The organism is Streptomyces daliensis, from assembly GCF_054782395.1.
In genome coordinates, this window is the sequence record NZ_BAAGSO010000122.1 from 16,971 (window position 1) to 34,193 (window position 17,223).

A 17,223-nucleotide genomic window follows, 5' to 3' on the forward strand; every position below is an offset into this window, starting at 1 on the left:
GGGTTGCCGCCGGTTGCTACGACAGACCGAGAGACGCCCTCGCGCGGGCGATCAGTCGGTGTGCCTTCGCCCCGTACACGGCGCTTGCGTCCAGGCGCTCCCACGCCTTCATGTACAGATCGACATCCTCGGGTGCATCGAGTCGCGCCTCAGCGCTGATGGTCTCTACCGATACCCGCGCGTCGTCGAAGATCCAGAATCCGTGTTTCGGGGTGATCTTCATCGCCGCCCCGAAGGGCACGATGCCGAGCGCGACGCGGTCCAGCCCGATCAGTCCCACCAACCGGTCGAGCTGGGCAGCAAGTACCTCACGCGGGCAGATGAGTGCGTGCAGCGCCCCTTCCCACAGAAGGACCCTGAACATCTTGCCTGCTTCGTACAGGACTTCCTGCCGCCGCATCCGCGCCCGTACCGCGTCATCGGTGTCGGGCGTTGTGCCGTGCAATTCCGCGTTGAGCAGCAGGAGGTGCCGGGCGTAGTCGGGGGTCTGGAAAAGCCCCGGCACGACAGTGGCTTCGTATGCCCGTACCGTGCTGGCGTTCTGGTACTCGACGACGAGCTTGTCCTGCACCGCGCGGTGGCCGGTAGCCAACTGTCTGCGCCACGAGCGTTGCTGGAGGTCCAGGGCGTAGAGCCGGGCGTGCAGATCTGCGCTCGCGTCGGATCGGCAGGTTACCTCTGCCCATGCCTCCAGGTCCGAGGGCGACGCCGTCTGCTTGCCGTTCTCCAGGCGGGACACCTTGGACGCCTGCCAGCCGAGCCGAGCCGCCAACTCCTTGCCGTTCAGACCTGCCTCGACCCGCAGTTCGCGCAAGCGCGCACCAAGGGCGAGGCGGCCCGTCTGGAAATCCGTGGTCACATCGCAGAAGTTACCGCCGTCTGGAACTCGGCAGTAGTCACGGCGTAGTGCCACGCTGCATCGCGCGCCTGGCAGGCGCGTACAACAGCGGCAGGGTCCTCGGTGACGTGGACGCCAAGGGTCACATCGTCCTCGTCGATGACGAAGGAGACCAGGATCCGCGAGTCGAACAGCCAGAAGTCCTCGTCAGGCAGGTTGAGCCGCTCGGCGTCGGACCGCCACATGTTCCGGATGTCCTCGCCTGCGGCGACGTTGCCCACGCCAGTCGCGAGCAGGAATCGCTGACCTTCCGTGGGCGGGTCGTCGACGAGGCGGACGCGCTCGAACCTCTTCCCCTCGTTGGTGCTGGCGCGGACCTGCTGATGCCACGGGCTGTCGGGGTTGAAGGTGAAGCGTTCGCCCCGCTCGAACTTCGATCGGTTCGGGCTGGTGCGGTCCGAGGCGTAGGCCCGGCGGGTCTCCAGTCGGAACGCGGTGTGGGCGAAGTCGGCGAAGTGGTGAGTGATGTCTGCGAAGGGGATCAGATCGGGCACGTGGCTTACTCCTTCGGAGCGAAGCGGGTCAGCAGGTCCCGGGGGACGCGAACGAACGTCTCCGAGGCTTTCACGTGCCGCAAGTCCACGAGATCGGCTGGGTCGGTGAGCCGGTCTCCTTGGACGATGATGTCGCCAGTCTCGGTGTCCTCGTACAAGGACGGACAGTTGCCGTTCTCAGATGTTGTGCCGATGAACCGCAGAGGCATACATCCTCCTTTGTTGCCAGACAGATCCCCTCAGCATGCGGGGGATAGCGTCCTTCCGCCGTCGGGTTGCGCGAGATTGCTCATATGTCGTGAACCTGCGGCGCAGCGCGCAACAGGCGGGCAAGCGGAGGGGCCCCGGACACGACGAAGTACCCCCGTCCTCCCGGAGGAGAACGGGGGCACGTTCGTACCGCAGCACGCTGTCGAGCCGGTCCGCGATCGTCGTGAAGTCCGTCCGCCGATTCCTCACACGTCACGCCCCCGCGTCGGCCTGGGGCTCCCACGTGTAGGGGCCGCCGCCGCGCCATTCGAAGACGGTGGGGTCCTCGAAGGCTTCCGCGGCCGGGCCGAAGCCGATGCCTTCCAGCAGTCCCATCAGGTCGTAGATGCTGAACGCGCGGCCGAGGATCTGACCGTCGGCACGTACGCGCCGTCCGCCCTCCGGGTCGGGTGGGTACACGATCACTGGTGGAGGCATGTCTCCACCGTGCAGCAGGCGCGGGCCGTCCGCATCCTGATCATGTACCCCCTGCTCAGCCCGGGTGCAGCCCCTGCCCCGAGACGTTGGCCGGATGGAGCGTCGTGGTGGTGCCGGGCCCCCGTGTGTGCCGTGACATGAATCCCCCTCGGATTCCGAAGCGCGGTCTTTCCGCTGCACTCGACGGTGCGGGGGGAAGCCGTTCGCACTCCAGACCCGACGGTTGTCCCGGACACGGGTTGCCCTGTCCGGGCTGGTCAGCGCCCTGTCCGTCTCCTGTCCCGGACAGGGGCACGGGCACGGGCACCGGTGCCGGCACCGGCACACACGTACCCCGTCAGCGTCGCTCCCCCGCCCCCGACGAGCCCGACGCCGCCCGCGCCGCGAGCCGCCGTTCGTTCGGCCACCGCACATCCCGCGCCCACCCCGCCATCTCGAAGAGCCGGATCAGCCGCGCGCTGGAGTCGATCTGGCCGCGCAGCACCCCGTGCCGCGCCGAGGTCGGGTCGGCGTGGTGGAGGTTGTGCCAGGACTCGCCCCCGGACAGCGGGGCCAGCCACCACACGTTCCCCGAGCGGTCACGGGAGCGGAAGGGGCGCGAACCGCTGATGTGGCAGATGGAGTTGATGGACCACGTGACGTGGTGGAGCAGCCCCACCCGTACCAGCCCGGCCCAGAAGAACGCCGACCACGCCGCACCCGCGTCCCACACACCGGCCCCCGCACCCGCACCCGCGCCGCCCCACAGCCCGCCCGCCACCGCGGGGGCACCGTAGGAGAGGAGGACGATCAGCGGCTGCCACTGGCCCACCCTGACCAGGTCGCGGTCCGCGAGGAGGTCGGGGACGTACTTGCGCTGGTTGGTCTTCTCGTTGTTGAAGGTCCACCCCACGTGCGCCCAGACCATGCCCTTGAGCAGCGCGCGTACGGAGGTGCCGAACCGCCAGGGCGAGTGCGGGTCGCCGGGCTGGTCCGCGTACTGGTGGTGGCGGCGGTGGTCGGCGCACCAGGTGATCGCGTCGCCCTCGACGGCCATCGTCCCGGCCACGGCGAGCGCGATCTTCAGCGGGCGTGCGGCCTTGAACGCCTTGTGCGTGAACAGCCGGTGGTAGCCGATGGTGATGCCGTGCATGGTGATCGCGTACATCACCGCGCCGATCACCAGATCGTGCCAGGTCACGCCCCAGCCCCACAGCACGGCCACGGAGACGATCACCGCGACGAAGGGGATGCCGACGAAGACGCCCACGACGACGCGGTCGGCCGTCCCCATCCGTTCGCCCCAGGCGGCGTCGGGTCCGGCCGCCGTTCCCGTCTGTGCCATGAGAGTCCTCCTCGGTCGCGACGGTGCGCGTGAGCCGGACTTTACTGACGGGTAAGCAAGGGCTCTACGTAGCCGGAGCGCAGCCGGAAGGTCCGCTTCCCTCACCCGGCTGACAAGTCGCGCCCCCGCACAGGCATCCGCCCTTGCACAGGCATCCGGCCCGGCCCGTCATCGACGGGCCGGGCCGGGCAGAGCGGGCCAGAACAGGCCAGAACAGGCCGACGGATCAGTCCCGCTGCGCGCCCGCGGGGAGCTGACGCAGAGTGACCTTGGAAGCGGTCTTCTTCTTGAAGGCCCAGTCCAGCATCTTCGTCGCGTCCGGGTAGCGGTCGGCGCTGTTGAGGATCACGCCGACGACGGTACGGCTGTCCCGCGTCGCCGCGAAGACCAGGCAGGGCCCGGCCGACGTACCGGTACCGGTCTTGATGCCGATGACGCCCTTGTACGAACCGAGCAGCTTGTTCGTGTTGTACCAGGTGTACGTCCGGCCGTTGGTGGCCTTCTCCACGCCCTTCGTGGACTTCGCCACCTTGCGGATGTTGCTGCTGCCCAGCGCGTAGCGGCCGAGCTTGGCCATGTCGCGCGGGGTCGAGTAGTTCTTCCCGCCCTTCGAGATGCCGTCGAAGGAGTCGAACTTGGTGTTCTTCATGCCGAGGTCGGCGGCCTTCTTGTTCATCTTCGAGATGAACGACTTCGTGCGGGCCGCCGTGGTGCTGCCGGTGCCGTAGGCGTCGGCCAGCGCGTACGCGGCGTCGCAGCCGGACGGCAGGAGGAGCCCGTACAGGAGCTGACGCGCGGTCAGCTTGTCGCCCGTGCGCAGATCGGCCGTGCTGGCGCCCCACTTGGCGACGTAGTCGCGGTACGCCTTCTTCACGGTGATCTTGCGGTCGAGGTTCGCGTTCTTGGTGCTGACGACGACCGCGGCCGTCATGATCTTGGTGGTGCTGGCCATCTGGCGCTTGGTGTCGGCGCCCTTGCTCCACAGCGTCTTGTTGGCGCCGCTGTCCAGCAGGAAGGCGCCCTTGGCCTTGATGCCGGACGGGCCCGACGCCGCGTGGGCCGGAGCCGCCAGCGGCCCCGCCGCCAGCACAGCCCCCGCCGTCATCGCGACCGCGCCCGCCCTGCGGGCCCCCTTGGATATGACTCTCACTCAGTGCTCCGTGTTGTTTCGCTGGAACGACAGAAATGCGTTCAGGAGACCGTGCGGCGATGGGAATGGTTGTACGGCCCCGGTAAAGGATTTCGTAAAGCGGCAACCTCCCCGTCCGCCACCCCGTCCTCGTGACTGCCGGACCGGCCACACGCAGGGCAACACAGCACCGCAGTAACACTGCACCACAAAGGGGACACCAGGGATGAATCAGGCACCGCTGCCGGGACGCCGCTCGCTTCTGCGGCTGGGCGCCGGACTCACGGTGGCGGGCCTCGCCACGGGCACGGGCACGGGCACAGGGTGGGCGGCCACTCGGTCAAGCGCACGTTCCGGTTCCACGGCCACGGCGTGGAACGCGCTGGCCCACGGCCTGGACGGCACCCTCGTACGCCCCGGCGACCACGACTACGCCACGGCCCGCCTGCTGTTCAACCCCCGCTTCGACGCGGCCCGCCCCTCCGGCGTCGCCTACTGCGCGACGTCCCAGGACGTGCGCGAGTGCCTCGCCTTCGCCCGCCGCCACGGCATACCCGTGGCGATACGCAGCGGCGGCCACTCCTACGCGGGCTGGTCCACAGGCAAGGGCCTGGTCGTCGACGTGCAGCGGATGGCGTCGGTCAAGGCGTCGGGCGGGACGGCGACCGTCGGCGCGGGGGCCAAGCTCATCGACGTGTACGACAGGCTGACGGCGCGCGGACGCACCATACCGGCCGGTTCCTGCCCCACCGTCGGCGTCTCCGGGCTCACGCTCGGCGGCGGCGTCGGCGTCGTGGCCCGCGCCTACGGGCTGACGTCCGACAGCCTCACCGGGGCGCGCGTCGTCACCGCCGACGGGAAGATCCGCGACGTCTCGGCGGAGCCCGGCGCCGACCCCGACCTCTTCTGGGCCCTGCGCGGCGCGGGCAACGCCAACTTCGGCGTGGTCACCTCGCTACGCTTCCGTACGCACGAGGCACCGTCCTGCACCACGTTCTTCCTCGGCTGGCCCTGGTCGCGGGCCGCAGCCGTGCTGCGCGAGTGGCAGCGCTGGGCACCGGAAGCGCCCGACGAGATCTGGGCCAACCTCCACCTCTCGGCCCCCGCGGGCGGGCGCCCGGGGCGGGTGAGCGTGGGCGGGCTGACGCTGGGCGGCCGTAGGGACATCGAGAACCGCCTCGACCGCCTCGCCGACCGGATGGGCGCCCCGGCCGCCTCCCTCTCCGTGCGCACGCGCCCGTTCATGGACGCGATGAAGGTGATGGGCGGCGTCTCCGGCTGGTCCCTCGCCCAGGCGCACCAGCGCGGCACCCTGCCCGGACGCACCGCGCGGGGCAAGGTGGCGCGCGAGTCGTACGCGGCGCGCTCCGACTTCTACACCCACCGCATCCCGGCCGCCGGGATCAAGGCCCTGCTCAAGCGGGTCGAGGGCCTGGCCAGGCTGACGGGCGGCGGCGCGGGGAGCGTCGCCTTCGACGCGCTCGGCGGCGCGGTCAACAGGGTGGACCCGTCAGCCACGGCCTTCGTGCACCGCGACGCGCTGTTCCTCGCGCAGTACCTCGTCTCCTGGCCCGACGCGGCCTCCTCCGCGACCGTAGCCCGGCACCGCGGCTGGCTCGACGGCACCCACGAGGCGATGCGCCCCTGGGCGAGCGGCCAGGCGTACCAGAACTACGCGGACCCCTCCCTCAAGAACTGGCGCTCCGCCTACTACGGCGCGAACGCGGCCCGCCTCGCGAAGGTGAAATCCGCCTACGACCCGGACCGGCTCTTCACCTATCCGCAAGCCGTCTGACGGTGCGCGCGGGGGCGCCCGTAGGCTGCGGGTACCGTCCGCCGAAGTGCCGATCAAGGAGACCGACCGTGCTCGTGCTGTTGCCGCCGTCCGAGGGAAAGGCCACGGGAGGAAGGGGGCGCCCCCTGGACCTGGGGGAGCTGTCACTGCCCGGGCTGACCGGGGCGCGGGAGACGGTGCTGGACGAGCTGGTCACCCTGTGCTCCGGCGACGAGGAGAAGGCCCGCGAGGTGCTGGGTCTGAGCGAGGGGTTGCGGGACGAGGTCGCCAAGAACGCCGGGCTCCGGGAGGCACCGGCACGCCCGGCGGGCGAGATCTACACGGGCGTCCTCTACGACGCGCTCGGCCTCGCGACCCTGAGCCCGGCGGCGAAGAAGCGCGCGGCGCGCTCGCTACTGGTCTTCTCCGGGCTGTGGGGCGCGGTCGGCGTCAAGGACCGCATCCCCTCCTACCGCTGCTCGGGCGGCGTGAAGCTCCCTGGCCTGGGCGCCCTCGGCGCGTACTGGCGCGGCCCGCTGGAGTCCGTGCTGCCCGACGTGGCGGGCAGCGGGCTCGTGCTGGACCTGCGCTCGACTGCGTACGCGGCCATGTGGAAGCCGAAGGGCGAGGTCGCCGGGCGCACGGCGACGGTGCGGGTGCTCCAGTCGAAGACGGTGGACGGGGTCGAGAAGCGGTCCGTCGTCAGCCACTTCAACAAGGCGACCAAGGGCCGCATCGTCCGGGCCCTCCTGGAGGCGGGCGCCGACCCCGCCTCCCCCGCCGAACTGGCCGACGCGCTACGGGACCTGGGCCACACCGTCGAGTCCGCGTCCCCCGCGAAGGCGGGACGGCCGACCGGGCTCGACGTGATCGTCACGGAGCTGTAGGCGCGAGCGGGACGTCCGGGCGTCCACCCCAGCTCGACGTTGCATCGTGCGCAACGATCGTTGCAATGCATGCCCCCTCGGGGCAGACTGAGCGCATGACCTCCGTATCCGTGCTCGATCTCGCTCCCGTCATCCCCGTCGTCGTGATCGACGACGCCGCCGACGCCGTGCCGCTCGCGCGAGCGCTGGTCGCAGGCGGGCTGCCCGCGATCGAGGTGACGCTGCGGACCGAGGCAGCGCCGCGCGCGATCGAGGCCATCGCGGCCGAGGTGCCGGAGGCCGTCGTCGGCGCCGGGACCGTGATCACGCCGGAGCAGGTGCGCACGGCCGTGGAGGCGGGCTCGCGCTTCCTCGTCAGCCCCGGCTGGACGGACACGCTGCTGGAGGCGATGCGTGGCTCGGGCGTCCCGTTCCTGCCGGGGGTCTCCACGACGTCGGAGGTCGTGGCGCTGCTGGAGCGCGGCGTGACGGAGATGAAGTTCTTCCCGGCCGAGGCCGCCGGCGGCACCGCCTACCTCAAGTCGCTCTCCTCGCCCCTCCCCCGCGCCCGCTTCTGCCCCACGGGCGGGGTGGACGCGGCGAAGGCGGCCGAGTATCTGCGGCTGCCCAACGTCGGCTGCGTGGGCGGCACTTGGATGCTTCCGGCGGAGGCGCTGGACACGAAGGACTGGGACCGCGTCCAGCGCCTCGCCGCCGAGGCCGCCGCACTGCGCGACTGACCCCGGCGGCACGAGCTCCGAGCTCCGACGGTCAGCGCGCGCCGCCCGCCGCCTCGGCACGCGGCTCGCCGCCCCCGCCCCCGCCCTCACCCTCGCCTCCGACCGCACGTGCGCGCTCGCGTGCCCTGCGGGCCAGCACGGCGATGGAGCCGAGCGCGATCACCGCGAGGACCATGATGTAGCCGGAGACGGCCATCGACGTCCCGCTCACCTCCAGCAGCAGCACCATGAGGAACGGCGCGAGACCGCCGCCGACGACCGCGCTGATCTGGTAGCCGAGCGAAGCGCCCGTATAACGCATCTCGGCCGTGAACAGCTCGGCGAACAGGGCCGCTTGGGGCCCGTACATGATGCTGAGGAAGCAGCTCGTGACGAAGGTGCCCACCGCCAGCAGCCACAGTGACGTGGTGTCGATGAGCAGGAACATGGGCACGGCCCACACCAGGAGGCCGACCGCGCCCGCCGCGTAGACGGGCAGGCGTCCCACGCGGTCGGAGAACGCGGCGGCGGCCGGGATCAGGGCGAACTGCGTCAGGCTGACGAGCAGCGAGACCATCAGCACCGAGCCGCGCTCCATGTCGAGTTCGCGGGTCGTGTAGTCCAGCACGCCGGTGATGAGGATGTAGAACGTCGCGGTGTTGACGGCGAAGGAGCCGCCCGCGAGGAAGACGGTGCCGAGGTGGCCGCCGAGTATCGCGCGCAGCGGCGAACGCCGCTCCCCCGCACCCTCACCCGCCTCGTCCCCTCCAGCGGCGCCCTTCTCCCGCCGCTCCCGCTCCGCGAGTTCGCGCTCGGCGGCGCGGAACTCGGGCGTCTCCTCGACCCGGTGGTGGATGTACCAGGCGAGGCCGAGCACCAGGACGCCGACGGCGAACGGGATGCGCCAGCCCCACGAGGTGAACGCGTCGCCGCCCGTGAGCCCTTCGGCGAGGAGGAAGGCGACGTTGGCGGTCACCACGCCGATGGGGACGCCGAGTTGGACGAGGCTCCCGTACAGCCCGCGCTTCCCCTCGGGCGCGTACTCCGTCGCCATGAGCATCGCGCCGCCCCACTGGGCGCCGACGGCGAGCCCTTGCACGATGCGCAGGACGACCAGCAGCACGGGCGCGGCCAGGCCGATCGTGCCGTAGGAGGGGAGCAGGCCGATGGCGAGGGTGGCCAGGCCCATGGTGGTCAGCGCGAGCACCAGCATCGGCTTGCGCCCGCGCTTGTCGCCGAGGTGGCCCGCGATGACGCCGCCGATGGGGCGGGCGAGGAAGCCGACGGCGAACGTGGCGAACGCCGCCAGCACGCCCGCGACGGGGCTGCTGGAGGGGAAGAACTCGTCGCCGAGCACGAGGGCGGCGGCGATGCCGAAGATGAAGTAGTCGTACCACTCGACGGCGGATGCCGCCGCCGCTGCGAGCGCGACCTTGCGACGGTTGCCGCCCGGCGTCGTGGAGGGGGCGGGGGACGCGGATGCTGCTGGCATGTCCATGACTGCACGCTCCGATGAGTGCGGCTCAGGAGGACGACAGGACAACGAGATGGTGGGTGGCGCCGTGAATTCCGGTGAACGTACCGACCAGACGGTAGGGGGTCAACGGTTTTGACCGCCCGCCTTTGGGGGCGCCTGGGGGCGCGCACGACGAAGGCCCCGGCCCGCCCGTGAGGGGCGCGGAACCGGGGCCATGGAGCGGCGCACAGGCGGAAGCCGTCAGCTCAGCGGGTCAACCTGTCACCTCGGCCACAGCAGCCACCGCGGTCACCTCAGATGACCGGTGTCGTTCAGAAGACGCAGCGAGGCGTTGCCGTCCGCGTAGTAGGCGACGGCCGAGAGCGAGGCGGCGGACAGCTCCATCCGGAACAGCGACTCGGGCGGTGCTCCCAGCGCCAGCCGCACCAGCGTCTTGACGGGGGTGACGTGCGTGACCAGCAGGACCTTCTTGCCCGGGTAGCGGGCCAGCAGCTTGTCGCGCGCGAGGGTGACGCGGCGCGCGACGGCCGTGAAGCTCTCGCCGCCACCGGCCGGCTCGGCGTCGGGCGAGGCGAGCCACGCCTCCAGCTCGTCCGGGTAGCGCTCGCGCACCTCGCCGAACGTCAGGCCCTCCCAGGCACCGAAGTCGGTCTCGCGCAGGCCCTCGTCCGTACGGACCTCCAGGCCGAGCCGCTCCGCGATCGTCCCCGCCGTCTCCTGGCAGCGGCGCAGCGGCGAGCTGACGATGGCCTGCACCGTGCCGCGCGCGCCCAGCGACTCGGCGACCGCCCTGGCCTGGCGCTTTCCCACGGCCGACAGCTCGGGGTCGCTCCCTCCGCTCCCGGAGAAGCGCTTCTCCGGGGTGAGCACGGTCTCGCCGTGCCTGAGCAGCACGAAGGTGGTGGGCGTGCCCAGGTCCGGGCCCCAGCCGCCGCGCGCGGGCGGAGTGACGGCGTAAGCGGAGGAGTCCCCCTCGACGGCACCCGCACCGGACGTACCAGCGACCGTCTCCGGCTCCGTCCCCGCCTCCAGCTCGGCGGTGGACGCGCCGGGCGACCACTGCTCGCCCCGCTTACCCGCGTCCATCGCCTCGTTCGCGAGCCGGTCGGCGTGCTTGTTCTTGGCGCGCGGGATCCACTCGTACGACACGGCCCCGGCAGGGAAGATCCCCTTCGCCTCCTCGGCGAGCGGCTTCATGTCCGGGTGCTTGATCTTCCAGCGGCCCGACATCTGCTCCACGACGAGCTTGGAGTCCATGCGCACCAGCACGTCGGCGTCCGGGTCCAGCTCGTACGCGGCACGCAGCCCGGCGACCAGGCCGCGGTACTCGGCGACGTTGTTCGTCGCCACACCGATGTACTCGGCGGCCTCCCGCAGCGTCTCGCCCGTCGCCGCGTCCTTGACGACGGACCCGTAACCGGCGGGCCCCGGGTTGCCGCGCGAGCCCCCGTCGGCCTCGACGAGGAAGGAGCGAGCGCCCATCAGAGGCCGGACTCCGGCGTACGGACCAGGATGCGGCGGCAGTTCTCGCAGCGCACGACCTCCTCGGCCGCCGCGGCGCGTACCTCGTTCATCTCGGTGATGTTCAGCTCCAGCTGGCAGCCCTCGCAGCGGCGCTGGTACAGCCGGGCCGCGCCGACGCCGCCCTGCTGCTCGCGGATCTTCTCGTACAGCTTCAGCAGCTCGGCGGGGACGGAGCCCGCGACGATCTCGCGCTCCTTCTTCACCGTCGCCACCTCGGTGTCGATGGTCTCCAGCGCGGCGTCACGGCGGCCCGTCGCGTCCTCGGTCTTCGCCTGCACGGACTCGACACGCCGCGCCAGCTCCCCGGCCCGCTCCTGCGCGGACTCGCGGCGCTCCATGACCTCCAGGACCACGTCCTCCAGGTCGCCCTGGCGCTTGGCCAGCGAGGCGATCTCGCTCTGGAGGCTCTCCAGGTCCTTCGGGTTGGTGACCAGGCCCGAGTCGAGCCGCTTCTGGTCCCGGGAGGCGCGCTGACGCACCTGGTCGACGTCCTGCTCCGCCTTCGTCTGCTCGCGGGCGGTGTCGCTCTCCTCGGTCTGCGCGGCGACGAGCAGATCGCGGAGCTGGGTGAGGTCACCCTCCAGCGTCTGGATCTCCTCGTGCTCGGGCAGGTTCTTGCGCTTGTGCGCGAGCTGCGTCAGGCGCGTGTCGAGCGCCTGGACATCGAGAAGGCGGATCTGATCGGCGGGCGCGGCGTTCAGTTGGGGGCTCCCGTGGTGAGGTTGGGGACGTCGGAAGAGGTGCCCCAGGAGGACGCCGCGTGGGCGGTCCAGGGGTCGGTGACCGTACGGGAGACATGCGTGCGCAGGCCCCAGCCGTGCCGGTCGGAGAGCGCGTCGAGCTGGGCCGCCGCCTGCTCGCACCACGGCCACTCCGTGGCGAAGTGGGCGGCGTCGAGCAGGGCCAGCGGCGAGTTCTCGCGGGCCTCTGAGGCGGGGTGGTGGCGCAGGTCAGCGGTCACGTACGCGTCCACGCCCGCGGCGCGCACCTCGTCGAAGAGGCCGTCGCCCGAGCCGCCGCTGACCGCGACCGTACGGATGAGCGCGTCCTTGTCGCCCGCGACACGAATGCCCTGCGCCGTCGCGGGCAGCCGCCTGGCCACCCGCTCGGCGAACTCCGCGAGCGGCACGGGGTGGTCCAGCTCACAGACCCGGCCGAGCCCGCGGCGCCCCTTCGGATCGGTGCTGTCCGGCACCAGCGGGCGCACGATGCGCAGGTCGAGCGCGCCCGCGAGGGCGTCGGAGACGCCGGGGTCGGCGATGTCGGCGTTCGTGTGGGCCACGTGCAGGGCGACACCGCCCTTGATGAGGGTGTGCACGACACGGCCCTTGAAGGTGTCGGTGGCGACCGTCGTCGTACCGCGCAGATACAGGGGGTGGTGCGTGACGAGAAGCTCGGCGCCGAGTGTGACGGCTTCGTCGGCGATCTCCTGGACGGGGTCCACGGCGAAGAGGACGCGCGTCACCTGGGTCTCGTCCGCGGCGACATCGCCGCAGACGGTGCCGACCGCGTCCCACGGTTCCGCGCCGGCGCGCGGCCATAGCGTGTCGAGGGCATCGATGACATCGGAGAGAGCGGGCACGCAAGAAAGGCTACCTTCCGCCCTGACCCCCTGTTTCTCCCCCGCCCCACTTCCCGGGAAGCCCCCGTTTCCCCTTTCCGGGGGCGGGTGCGTGTTGGGGTTTCGTTGCGCGGGTGCGGGTGGGTGGCTGCGGCGCGGCGTGTGGTCCCGGTTGTTCGCGGCTGGCGCCGCGTGATTCCTGGTGCCCGACGGTGGCCGTGTGCGGTACGTGTTCTACGGTGCCCGGTGCCGCGCCGGGTGGGCTGAGCCCGGCCACATCCCCGGCGCGGGACCTACGGTCCCCACTCCCCGGGCCAACCGTCCCGCGCAACACCCCCTTCACAGGGTGCGTAGCCCGGTGCCCCTTGGGGTCTCGTTCGCGACTGCGGGCCGGTGGCACGGGTTGTGCCCACCCGTTCCGCCATGCGGAACGCCTGCCCACAACAATGGTGGCTGGGCCCCTCCGGCACGGTGCCGGTCCACAGCATGGGGACAAGCGGAGGGGGCACCGGCCTGAGGTTGGCCACCGGGTGGGAGGGGACGCGGTGGGGTGTCCCCGCAGGTCGAGAAAGTCACCGGCCGAGAGGTGACAACGAGACCTTCACGCCGAGGAGACACCCCGGCGCGGCGCCGACCCCCACCACACAGCAACCCGACACGGCCACCGGCACAAGCCAAGAAACACGCGGCGCCAGCCGCACCGCACCGCAACCACACGCCGCGCCCACCCACGCAGCCGCACCCGAAAACGGCGGCGACCCCCACAAACCCAGCGCGGGACCCTACGGCACCCACCACACAGGCCAACCGTCCCGCGCAACACCCCCGACGAACAGGGCAACCCCGTTTCCTTCCGCAGCCCCGCGAAGGGGCCCCGCATAGCGCCGCGCCCCACGCCCCGCGAACGGGCAAACCTCCACCCGTACGCGTGAAGCGGCTCAACACGCGTTGTTCGCCCGGACGTACGACGCATAGCTTCGCCACTGGAGGTGATCGACCCATGACTGCCTGTGCCCTCGAAGCCGCCCCGGGCGACGGAGAAGACGCCAGAGCCACACCCGCACCGGCCCACACCAGTTTCACCGCCGCCGCCGACGGCTCCTACGCGGCGCGCCTCACCACCTCGGCCGACACGAACAACTCGTACCCGGAACGCTGGACCCTCGACGGCCCCGAGCCCTACGCCGTCCCCCTGCCAGGCCGCCAGCCGGAGGAGCCGGACGCCCAGGTGCTCCCCCTCGCCGACGGGCGCGTGCTCATCGCGCGCCCCACCGCGGAGCGCCATCTGCTCGCGCTGCTCTACCCGACAGGCCCCGGCACGGGCGAACTCCCCCTGGGCTCCGTCGAGTCGGGGCGGCTCACCCTGCTGCCCCCCGCACCCTGCGGCCGTCGCGCCTACGCACTCGTCCCCGCACCCGACGGCCGCTCCACGGGCGTCTGGCTGATCGCGGGCGGCCTCGCCGGACGCCCCGAGCGGGTCGCGGACGTGCCGGGGCACTGCGCGGGCGGCGCCTGGCTGGACCGCGCGGGCCGGCTGCTCGCGCTGGACCGTACGCAGGGCGCGGTCACCAAGACCGTCGCCGTCGATCTCGGCGCGCACGGCGCCGTCACCCCGCTGCTCCAGATCACGGAGGACAGCCAGGACCGGCTGCTGCTGGCCGACCCGGACAGCGGCCTGCTCCTGCTGCGGTCCGACGCGCCGGGGCACGATCGCCTCGGCTGGGGCGTGCTGGGCAGTCATCGCCCCGTCCGCTTCCCCGAGGTGCTGCACCCGCAGGGCGTGCGGCTGACCCCGTTCGCCGTGCAGCCACGTCAGGTGCTGCTGCCGGAGAGCTGCGCGGTGGCGCTGCGCGTGGACGGGCCCAACGGCACATGGCTGGCCACGTGGCGGCCCTCGCTGCGGAGGCTGCGCCAGTTCGCGGCGCCCGACGGCTGGCTGACGGGCCACGGCATGTGCACGGAGGACGGCGAACTGCGGCTCCCGTACTCGACGCCCGTCAACCCGTGCGGGCTGGCCCGGCTGCGGGTCCCCGAGCCGGAGGCCGACGAGAGGCCGCCGGCTCTGATGCGCGCGGGTGCGACGCCGCGCCGCGCGGGGAAAGCGGAGGGCGCCGAGGAGACGGCCGAGGAGACGGAGGTCTCATTCTCCGTACGGGATGTCACGCCCCTGCAACAACAGGATTCGGGCGCGGACGCGGGGGAATGCGGAAACCCCGCAGCGAGGCCCGAGGCGTACAAACCCGTACCGCTCCAGCAGGCTCCGCTCACCACCCGGACGGCGTGAGGGAAGATCCGTATCCTCGTTAAACTCTGGCCGGGTACGACGGCAGCAAAGAGATCCACGGAGTTACTTCGCAATGTCCGAGACCCAGACCGGCGCGCCCACCGAGCGGAATTCGGGGCGCGGCAAGCACAGAGGGCCAGCCGCAGGCTCGGAGGAGAGCCGACTGCCCGCGCAGGGCCGCCACCGCCGTCCTGCACAGGACGGTGACCAGCAGGCGGACGGCGTCGCCGCGCAGGCACAGGCGCAGGCGCAGGCACAGGCCAGGACCGATACGGCGGCCTGACGTACGCGCGGGCACCTGAACGCGGCGCGCCTTCCAGCACGCTCCGGAGGACTTACGCGCTTTCGGGGATTCAGTCCTTTTTGAGGGCGAGCACCTCACCCGCGGCGAAGGTCTCGTGCGGCTGCCGGTCGGCGAAATACGGAGTCAGCAGTTCGTCCAGTTCCGCGAAGGTGAATACGTCCTTTGCGGTGTCGAACTTCGCCGCCACCCGCGGACGTTCGAGCAGCGCGACCATGCCGCCGTGCACGACGAGCAACTGCCCGTTGACCTTCGCCGCGGCGGGAGAGGCGAGATATCCGACGAGCGGCGCGACATGTTCCGGGGCGAGCGGGTCGAGCCCTGCCTCGGGCACCTCGAAGCCCTGGAACACGTCCTCCGTCATGCGGGTGCGGGCGCGCGGGCAGATCGCGTTGGCCGTCACGCCGTACTTGGCGAGCGCGGAAGCGGTGGACGTCGTCAGGCCGACGATCCCGCCCTTCGCCGCCGCGTAGTTGGGCTGGCCCGCCGAGCCCGCGACGAACGCCTCCGACGAGGTGTTGACGATCCGCCCGTAGACGGGCCCGCCCGCCGCCTTCGACCGCTCCCGCCAGTGCGCGGCGGCGAAGTGGGTCGTGTTGAAGTGGCCCTTCAGATGGACGCGGATGACCGAGTCCCACTCGTCCTCGCTCATCGAGAAGACCATCCTGTCGCGCAGGATGCCCGCGTTGTTGACCAGGATGTCGAGCGCGCCGTAGGTGTCGACGGCCAACTGGACCAGTTCCCCGGCCTGTGCGAAGTCCGCCACGTCGCCCAGGTGCGCGACGGCCTGGCCGCCCGCTGCCCTGATCTCGGCGACGACGTCCTCGGCGGGCGCGGCCGAGGCGGTTCCCGAGCCGTCGCGGCCCGGCTGTCCGTAGTCGTTGACGACGACGTTCGCGCCCAGCTTCGCCAGCTCCAGCGCCTCTGCCCGCCCGAGCCCGCGGCCCGCGCCGGTGACGATGGCGGTCTTCCCCTGCACACTCATATCCCGGGTCTCCTCCGAAGGCTCGTGGGCTCATGACGTGACGCGGATGCCTGAGGCGTGAGGCGTGACGCGGCGGCTGCTCAGAACGAGATGCAGGTGCGCAGCGCCTCGCCCGTACGCATCTGCGTGATCGCCTCGTTGATGTCCTCGAAGCGCACCCGGTGGGTGATCAGCCCCTCCAGGTCGATGCGGCCCGCGCGCCAGAGCGAGATGGCGCGCTCGTAGGAGCGGAGCACGTCCCCGCCGCCGTAGAGGGAGGGCAGGATGCGCTTCTCGTCGAAGAACAGCTCGAACATGTTGATCTGGAGGAAGTCGTCGGCAGCGCCCGCGCCGACCACGCAGAGGGTGCCGCCGCGCCGTGTCGTCTCGTACGCGGTGCGCGCGGTCGCCGACTTGCCGACCACCTCGAAGACGTAGTCGAAGCCCTCGTCGCCCGTGATCCGGCTCTTGGCACCGGCCAGTTCCCCGGGCTCGACGGCCTCCGTCGCGCCGAAGCGCAGTGCCGCCTCGCGCCGCGACGCGACGGGGTCGACGGCGACGATCTGCGCGGCTCCGCAGGCGCGGGCGCCCTGGATGGCGCTGATGCCGACGCCGCCGCAGCCGACCACGGCCACGGACGAACCGGCCTCCACCCGGGCCGTGTTGATGGCCGCGCCCAGCCCCGTGGTGACGCCGCAGCCGATGAGGGCCGCGACCTCGTAGGGCAGGTCGTCGGGCACAGGGACCGCGCAGGCCGCGTCCACGACGACCTCCTCGGCGAAGGTGCCCGTGCCCGCGAAGCCGAACACGTCGCCGCCGGGGCGACGGAAGTTGGGCACCCCCGCGTTCATGAACCCGGCGAGGCACAGGTGCGGCTGGCCCCTGCGGCAGGAGGGGCAGGCGTTGCAGGCGGGCAGCCAGCTGACCAGCACCCGGTCCCCTGCGCTGAGCGTGGTCACCCCCTCCCCCACCTCGACGACCTCGCCCGCGCCCTCGTGCCCGGGGACGAAGGGGGCTGGCTGCGGCAGCACCCCGCTCATCGCGGAGAGGTCGGAGTGGCACAGCCCGGTGGCCTTGATGCGGAGCTTGACCTTGCCGGGGCCGAAGCCCACCGCCTCGACGTCGTCGAGGACTTCCAGCTTGTCCTGGCCTGTCTCGTGCAGTACGGCTGCGCGCACGGGGCGGCTCCTTTCGCGCGTGTGTGGTGCGGACGAAGGAATG

17 protein-coding genes are annotated in these 17,223 nt (G+C 71.6%); 5 read left to right on the plus strand and 12 right to left on the minus strand.

Translation table 11 applies throughout. The features are described 5' to 3' along the window. Window positions 1-16: 16 nt before the first annotated feature. The 6 genes from ACYVOO_RS35170 to ACYVOO_RS35195 all read right to left on the minus strand — a co-directional run bounded on the left by ACYVOO_RS35170 (window position 17) and on the right by ACYVOO_RS35195 (window position 4,508). Window positions 17-859, minus strand: a complete 843-nt coding sequence (locus tag ACYVOO_RS35170; protein ID WP_461019786.1) for a helix-turn-helix domain-containing protein — start codon at window positions 857-859, stop codon at window positions 17-19. Next, complete coding sequence (locus ACYVOO_RS35175; protein WP_461019787.1) at window positions 856-1,392, minus strand: DUF6879 family protein; 537 nt, start codon at window positions 1,390-1,392, stop codon at window positions 856-858. The genes ACYVOO_RS35170 and ACYVOO_RS35175 overlap by 4 nt, the downstream gene beginning before the upstream one ends. Before the next feature lie 5 nt (window positions 1,393-1,397). Continuing rightward, entirely contained in the window at window positions 1,398-1,601 is a 204-nt protein-coding gene (locus ACYVOO_RS35180; protein WP_461019788.1) for a hypothetical protein, read from the minus strand. A gap of 253 nt (window positions 1,602-1,854) precedes the next feature. Next, a complete protein-coding gene (locus tag ACYVOO_RS35185; RefSeq protein WP_461019789.1) occupies window positions 1,855-2,079 on the minus strand; it encodes a hypothetical protein in 225 nt (74 codons plus the stop codon). 337 nt (window positions 2,080-2,416) lie between these two features. Then, window positions 2,417-3,403, minus strand: coding sequence for an acyl-CoA desaturase (locus ACYVOO_RS35190; protein WP_461019790.1), 987 nt, complete (start codon window positions 3,401-3,403; stop codon window positions 2,417-2,419). A gap of 226 nt (window positions 3,404-3,629) precedes the next feature. After that, a complete protein-coding gene (locus ACYVOO_RS35195) occupies window positions 3,630-4,508 on the minus strand; it encodes a D-alanyl-D-alanine carboxypeptidase family protein (RefSeq protein WP_461019826.1) in 879 nt (292 codons plus the stop codon). 250 nt (window positions 4,509-4,758) lie between these two features. Between ACYVOO_RS35195 and ACYVOO_RS35200 the strand changes: the two genes are divergently transcribed. The 3 genes from ACYVOO_RS35200 (at window position 4,759) to eda (ending at window position 7,912) form a co-directional block, all read left to right on the plus strand. Next, window positions 4,759-6,327: an FAD-binding oxidoreductase gene (locus ACYVOO_RS35200; protein ID WP_461019791.1), complete on the plus strand. Its 1,569-nt coding sequence runs from the start codon at window positions 4,759-4,761 to the stop codon at window positions 6,325-6,327. A gap of 68 nt (window positions 6,328-6,395) precedes the next feature. Next, a complete protein-coding gene (gene yaaA, locus ACYVOO_RS35205) occupies window positions 6,396-7,193 on the plus strand; it encodes a peroxide stress protein YaaA (RefSeq protein WP_461019792.1) in 798 nt (265 codons plus the stop codon). A 95-nt stretch (window positions 7,194-7,288) separates the two neighbouring features. Continuing rightward, a complete protein-coding gene (gene eda / locus ACYVOO_RS35210) occupies window positions 7,289-7,912 on the plus strand; it encodes a bifunctional 4-hydroxy-2-oxoglutarate aldolase/2-dehydro-3-deoxy-phosphogluconate aldolase (RefSeq protein ID WP_461019793.1) in 624 nt (207 codons plus the stop codon). Between the two features lie 31 nt (window positions 7,913-7,943). On the opposite strand, the gene ACYVOO_RS35215 is transcribed toward eda, so the two are convergent. The 4 genes from ACYVOO_RS35215 to ACYVOO_RS35230 all read right to left on the minus strand — a co-directional run bounded on the left by ACYVOO_RS35215 (window position 7,944) and on the right by ACYVOO_RS35230 (window position 12,474). After that, window positions 7,944-9,389, minus strand: coding sequence for an MFS transporter (locus ACYVOO_RS35215; RefSeq protein WP_461019794.1), 1,446 nt, complete (start codon window positions 9,387-9,389; stop codon window positions 7,944-7,946). 267 nt (window positions 9,390-9,656) lie between these two features. Next, window positions 9,657-10,850: a bifunctional RNase H/acid phosphatase gene (locus ACYVOO_RS35220; protein ID WP_461019795.1), complete on the minus strand. Its 1,194-nt coding sequence runs from the start codon at window positions 10,848-10,850 to the stop codon at window positions 9,657-9,659. Further along, window positions 10,850-11,593: a zinc ribbon domain-containing protein gene (locus tag ACYVOO_RS35225; protein WP_453348793.1), complete on the minus strand. Its 744-nt coding sequence runs from the start codon at window positions 11,591-11,593 to the stop codon at window positions 10,850-10,852. The genes ACYVOO_RS35220 and ACYVOO_RS35225 overlap by 1 nt, the downstream gene beginning before the upstream one ends. Beyond that, complete coding sequence (locus ACYVOO_RS35230; protein WP_461019796.1) at window positions 11,590-12,474, minus strand: Nif3-like dinuclear metal center hexameric protein; 885 nt, start codon at window positions 12,472-12,474, stop codon at window positions 11,590-11,592. Before ACYVOO_RS35230 ends, ACYVOO_RS35225 begins: the two co-directional genes overlap by 4 nt. Before the next feature lie 979 nt (window positions 12,475-13,453). Between ACYVOO_RS35230 and ACYVOO_RS35235 the strand changes: the two genes are divergently transcribed. Both ACYVOO_RS35235 and ACYVOO_RS35240 read left to right on the plus strand, forming a co-directional pair. Next, a complete protein-coding gene (locus ACYVOO_RS35235) occupies window positions 13,454-14,737 on the plus strand; it encodes a hypothetical protein (RefSeq protein ID WP_461019797.1) in 1,284 nt (427 codons plus the stop codon). A gap of 73 nt (window positions 14,738-14,810) precedes the next feature. Further along, complete coding sequence (locus tag ACYVOO_RS35240; protein ID WP_461019798.1) at window positions 14,811-15,020, plus strand: hypothetical protein; 210 nt, start codon at window positions 14,811-14,813, stop codon at window positions 15,018-15,020. Window positions 15,021-15,090: 70 nt separating this feature from the next. On the opposite strand, the gene ACYVOO_RS35245 is transcribed toward ACYVOO_RS35240, so the two are convergent. Then, entirely contained in the window at window positions 15,091-16,023 is a 933-nt protein-coding gene (locus ACYVOO_RS35245) for a 3-oxoacyl-ACP reductase (protein WP_461019799.1), read from the minus strand. Between the two features lie 80 nt (window positions 16,024-16,103). Further along, entirely contained in the window at window positions 16,104-17,180 is a 1,077-nt protein-coding gene (locus ACYVOO_RS35250) for an alcohol dehydrogenase catalytic domain-containing protein (RefSeq protein ID WP_461019800.1), read from the minus strand. Window positions 17,181-17,223 lie beyond the last annotated feature (43 nt).